Source organism: Colwellia sp. 6_MG-2023 (assembly GCF_030547765.1).
Lineage (GTDB): Bacteria > Pseudomonadota > Gammaproteobacteria > Enterobacterales > Alteromonadaceae > Colwellia.
This window is the reverse complement of the sequence record NZ_JAUOPP010000050.1, coordinates 1-5,091: the sequence shown is the minus strand read 5'-3', so window position 1 is coordinate 5,091 and position 5,091 is coordinate 1. Positions and strand designations below refer to the sequence as shown.

At 36.1% G+C, this 5,091-nt stretch carries 5 protein-coding genes and 1 pseudogene; 4 read left to right on the top strand and 2 right to left on the bottom strand.

From position 1 onward, the window contains the following. Positions 1–687 precede the first annotated feature (687 nt). The gene (locus Q4503_RS18680; protein ID WP_303603178.1) at positions 688–1,185 is read left to right on the top strand and encodes a hypothetical protein; all 498 of its coding nucleotides are present in this window, start codon (positions 688–690) and stop codon (positions 1,183–1,185) included. Between the two features lie 217 nt (positions 1,186–1,402). On the opposite strand, the pseudogene Q4503_RS18675 reads toward Q4503_RS18680, so the two are convergent. Next, positions 1,403–1,534, bottom strand: a pseudogene (locus Q4503_RS18675) (IS110 family transposase); the annotation flags it as partial. A 128-nt stretch (positions 1,535–1,662) separates the two neighbouring features. Here Q4503_RS18675 and Q4503_RS18670 point away from each other — a divergent pair. The 3 genes from Q4503_RS18670 (at position 1,663) to Q4503_RS18660 (ending at position 3,701) form a co-directional block, all read left to right on the top strand. After that, entirely contained in the window at positions 1,663–2,067 is a 405-nt protein-coding gene (locus Q4503_RS18670) for a GNAT family N-acetyltransferase (RefSeq protein WP_252727694.1), read from the top strand. 224 nt (positions 2,068–2,291) lie between these two features. After that, the gene (locus tag Q4503_RS18665) at positions 2,292–3,179 is read left to right on the top strand and encodes a LysR family transcriptional regulator (RefSeq protein ID WP_303603177.1); all 888 of its coding nucleotides are present in this window, start codon (positions 2,292–2,294) and stop codon (positions 3,177–3,179) included. Between the two features lie 165 nt (positions 3,180–3,344). Then, positions 3,345–3,701, top strand: a complete 357-nt coding sequence (locus Q4503_RS18660) for a VOC family protein (protein WP_303603176.1) — start codon at positions 3,345–3,347, stop codon at positions 3,699–3,701. A gap of 647 nt (positions 3,702–4,348) precedes the next feature. Here the strand turns inward: Q4503_RS18660 and gloA are convergent. After that, positions 4,349–4,876 (bottom strand): lactoylglutathione lyase, encoded by a 528-nt coding sequence (gene gloA, locus Q4503_RS18655; protein ID WP_159820038.1) that lies wholly within the window; start codon positions 4,874–4,876, stop codon positions 4,349–4,351. Positions 4,877–5,091: the final 215 nt, after the last annotated feature.

Sequence of the window (5,091 nt, the reverse complement as noted above, 5' to 3'; positions counted from 1 at the left end):
TGTTGCCATCGGCGAGTTCTTGATAATGAGCAAGAATGTATAGCAACTTGGGATTGGATTTGTCTTTGTGAAAATCAATATTTCTTTGCATATTTTCAAGCAACTTTTCTAATGTGGCTGCAATATGGTAATTAACAAGGACAGTCGCTCAAATTGTCTTAACAAGGACAGTCGCTCAAATTTTTTAATACGCAGTTCGCTAACACTACTTATTATAATAACAAACCTTGCAACTTATCTAAGTAATCAATGTTGCCATCGGCGAGTTCTTGATAATGAGCAAGAATGTATAGCAACTTGGGATTGGATTTGTCTTTGTGAAAATCATATTTCTTTGCATATTTTCAAGCAACTTTTCTAATGTGGCTGCAATATAAGTATCTCTGTTACCGTTTTTTGAAAGGCCAGCATTAGAAATTAAACTAGACAGCCACTTTAATTGTGCAAGCTAAACTGTGCCATAAAATCTACTTTTTAGGTTAAAAAATTTACCTTTCCTTATCTATTTCTTTTATTTAATTCATTAGAGTGATTTATTAAGTTAAGCTGAAGTTGATTATGTTATGAATGAAACCATCAGATTTACGGTCTTATGAGTCATTGGGCATTAGTTATTAGGCATCAGTCTTTAGGTATGAGTGCTTAATTGTTATTTAAATTGTTTTAGTATGATATTAAGGAATTAAATTGAACGGTCGACTTATTTTATCTGGTGTTGTGTCTTTTGTTTTTTATTTTGGTTGGGCATATTGGGCTAATAGTGCAGATTATATTCCTCAGTCTGTTACGCTTCAAGCGGCTTTAGTTCAAGGTGGGTACAGTGGTTTTGTAACCTTATTTTTTACTTTTATCTTAGAGAAAGTTGTTAATAAGTACCGAGGAAGCTGCATTTCTTTAGCTTTTGTAACGCCCATTTTGTGTATGTTTCATTCTAAAACACCGCAAAATATTGCAATTCGACAAAGCTTTAATAATGCGATTACATTGTCAGCGTCGTATTTGGAAGATAAAAAATTAGCAGGGACTTTGTTTGCACCTATTTTTCCTATCGCGGTGCAATCCAGTTTGGTATTGTTAGTGAATATTATTAATCAAACACCTAATTTATTGTTAACGGTTGCACCAAGTATTCTTTTTACTACTTTATATGCGTATACCTACATTTTTGCGCTACTTAAAAAGTAGATAGAGATATAACCCGAAGAAGTTATTTATTTTTGTGTGAAAAGCTTATCTACAGTTGCAGAACAAGCTTATAAAAACATATCCATAAAATATTTAACTTCTGGCATATCTTGTTGTAGTAGAGAATTAACAGGGACAGTCGCTCAAACTTGAAAAACACAGACTTGGCAGCTAATGCTTTATAAATGGGTGCTCTTTTAATTTTGCTAATTTGTTAAAAGGCTGCTTTGTTGCTTAGAATTTTACCTAAGTGTATTGGCTTAGCTCCGCGTTGGTCTTCTATATAAGCCACTTCAGTGAGTATTTTATGTATATCTAAACTAATGAAAAGTATGTTATGTTTTGTCATGCTAACCTCTGTTTTATATTGTTGACATATATTATGGCTCTGGCTTGTAAAATTAACCCACGTTCAGAGGCTAGTATCTTGTGGGGAGTCATTGTGTCTATATGCCTATGGAGGCTCTACAAAATTATATGGAAATTCGCAATATTTCCTGGGAGCAAACAATCCCGCTTCGACAAAGTGTTCTTTGGCCAAACAAGCCTCCTGAATATTGCCATGTAGATGGTGATCATGACGCAATGCATTTTGGTGCCTTTGCTAATGACGAGCTTGTTTGTGTTGCTTCCGTATACATAAAATCAAATAAAGCTCGCCTACGTAAGTTTGCTACTAAAACTGATTGTCAAGGCCAAGGCATTGGCTCTCAAATGCTAAAATTTATTCTTCACTCTCTTAATAATACGGTTGTAAATTTTTTTTGGTGTGATGCTAGAGAATCAGCTTTAACTTTCTATCAGCGTTTCGGTATGCAGCCATACGGAGAACGTTTTTATAAAGCTGATGTTTCTTACTTTAAAATGAAAATTGCTTTATAGTACGTTTAAAAAGGCATATAACAGGTGCCTCAATTCGCTCACAAGCTCCTCGGACAATTATCAATAGGCTCTTGTCGCTGCGCTCAATAGCTTAGGAGATAACTTGAGCATTTGGATTACTGAGAATTGGTACTTTATGGAGCTAGCGTAGGAACAGTTGCATTAATAATTAATTTATCCAAATTTGTTCATACACTAAAACATTTATAGGACATACATATTAAATGGATAGACGCGCTATCAAGTTTGATTGGAATCGAGCAAGGGCATTTCTTGTGACAGCTGAAGAAGGCTCGCTATCGGCAGCTGCTAGAGCACTAGATATGACGCAACCTACTATTGGTCGACAAGTAGCTGCGCTGGAAGCAGAACTAGGTGTTTTATTGTTTGAAAGGACAAATTCAGGGTTAGTTCTTACACAAAGTGGCACTGACTTGATAGCACAAGTAAGGGCGATGGCAGATGCTGCAACCAATTTATCACTATTGGCGTCCGGAAATGCAGAGACAGTTGAAGGAAATATTTGTATCAGTGCTACAGAGATGATCGCGGCCTATACTCTTCCTCCTATTGTAGAAAAGCTGCGTAAACAATGGCCTAAAATTGAAATAGAAATAATTGCTTCAAGCGATACTAGTGATTTGTCGCGCCGTGAGGCTGATATCGCTATCCGGAATTATAGACCAACGCAACAGGAGCTTATCGCTAAACGTGTTAAAAACACCTTAGGTCATCTATACGCTTCTAAAAATTATATACAAAACCTTGAACACCGACAGTTCCCACAAGATTTAAGTGACGCAGTTTTCTTCGGAGTTGACCGCTCTAATCGTGTGATTTCCTATCTAAAAAAATTTGGTTTTGACCTAAACTCAAGTAACTTCCCGGTAATTGTTGCCAATCATCTTGTACAATGGGAGATGGTTAAGCATGGCACCGGCATTGGCTTTATGATGGCTGATATCGGTGATGCTGAGCCTTTAGTTGAAAGAGTCTTACCAACATTTCCTGCTTTTGAGACAGAAACTTGGCTGGTTGCTCATAGAGAATTAAAGACTAGTTGTAAATTGCGTGTCGTATTTGATTATTTAGCCGCTGAGTTGAGTGAATAAAACCATTTAAACATTATAAAACAAGCTTTTCTATGCATTTTAGTATACCTACTATGCAATTATAGGCATTGTCTGTAAATATTTGCATGGATATACTTGGTCTTGTCAATTATGGGCAATACAAATTTCGTCCAAAACCCTGTTAACCTGATGAGATATTACATTATGAAAATGGATTATTGTGTTCTTGGAACAAACAATATAGAAGCATCGATTAAATTCTATGATTCACTTTTTGAACAAACAGAACTTAACCAAGTTTTATCGACTGACAGAATGACGTTCTGGCAAGGCCAAGATTTTGCATTTGCATTAGCTACCCCTTTTAATGAGGAACCCGCAAGTAATGGCAACGGAACAATGATTGGTTTTAATGTTGGTTCTACTGAAGAAGTAAAAAGACTTTATAAAAAGGTCCTCGAGTTAGGCGGCACCTGTGAGGGCGAGCCAGGCCAACGAGGCCCTAAATTTTCCGCTTATGTGAGGGATTTAGATAAAAATAAATTAGTTTTTTCAGCTTAACGAGGGAAATAGTTTAAAGTTTAATTCATCAATAAGTTAACTGGGACTAAGTTAACTGGAAAATCGCTCAAATTTGAAGAATATAGACTTTGCAACTAATGCTTTATAAGCGAGGGGCTTTTTAATTATTTTTTTTAATTGTTGTTGAAGAACTCTCAGTTGGTCACTGCCTTAATGTTAACGAAGATACGATAGCAAATAATTAGTCTTGGTTTATTTAATGGCAAGTGATCTGGCATAACGGTTATTCGCTTTTACTTATTTCTATCCGAAAAGGTGTTTCGGCTAAGGTTAGATTTTCGTCATTAATCGACAATAAATATAATCATAATTCAAAGAGTACCTGCCCTCTCTAGAAAGTAGGTAGACATACAAGTTGCAAGTATTCGAAATTCAATTTTGTTTTATGTAATTTCGCACCGTAGGCATAATTCTTCTGCTTACGGGTACTTCCATTGAGTCGCAATTAATGAGGACAGTCGTTCAAACTTTCGAGTAGAGTTCAAATCGCTATTTTCACTGCGAAATTAATGAGGACAGTCGCTCAAACTCCAGCTAAATGGATGAAGTGACTTTTACTTATAGGTAATTGTTTATTTGAATAAAAACCAGCTTTACGGCTGGTTTTTTAGGATTTAGTAAGCAGGTTATTTACCAAAAATAATATCGGTAATGCCCTCTGGTGAGAGTATTTCTATCCAGTAGCCGTCAGGGTCTTTTATAAATGCTAGGCCTTTCATTGAGCCATCATCCGGTTTTTTTACAAACTCTACATCGTATTTTGCAAAGCGTTCACTGGCTGCATAAACATCTGGCACGCTAATACCAATATGACCAAAGCCTTTAGGCTCTTGGTTGCCGCTGTGGTAGCCTTCAAAGCTATCGTCGTTTTCAGTTCCCCAGTTATGAGTAAGCTCAATTAGTGCAGGGCGACCAAATACCCATTTAGCTTTTGTTTTATCATCACCTTGCGGTTGCTCTGGTTCGTAGCCTAAAAAGTACAAAGTAAACTTCATGTCAGGAAAGTCATACTTACCTAATAACTTCATACCTAATACATTTTGATAAAATTCGAGCGACGGCTTTGGATCTTTAATACGCAACATGGTTTGTTGCATCACATAGCCTTTAGTGGCTTGTTCAATTTCCTCTGGAGATTCGTTATAGCTAGACATGGTGATCCTTTCTAAAGTTTATAAAGCGAAAGCATAGATATAATGCTTAAGCTATTATAATCAACCGAAGTTTCAATTTAAACTGCGTAAAAAGGCATTAACTAATTAACAGAGACGAATTAACAGAGATAGTTGTTTAAATTTGAACAACACAGACTTCTCAACTAAGTTTAATAAATAACCTGTAAGTGAGAGGTCTTTTATGACAACTGCCA

What these genes read in the sequence shown, in the direction of transcription:
- Q4503_RS18665 (WP_303603177.1), top strand. Translation starts at nt 2,292, where the DNA reads ATGGATAGACGCGCTATCAAGTTTGATTGGAATCGAGCAAGGGCATTT.
- Q4503_RS18670 (WP_252727694.1), top strand. Translation starts at nt 1,663, where the DNA reads ATGGAAATTCGCAATATTTCCTGGGAGCAAACAATCCCGCTTCGACAA.
- Q4503_RS18660 (WP_303603176.1), top strand. Translation starts at nt 3,345, where the DNA reads ATGAAAATGGATTATTGTGTTCTTGGAACAAACAATATAGAAGCATCG.
- gloA (WP_159820038.1), bottom strand. Translation starts at nt 4,876, where the DNA reads ATGTCTAGCTATAACGAATCTCCAGAGGAAATTGAACAAGCCACTAAA.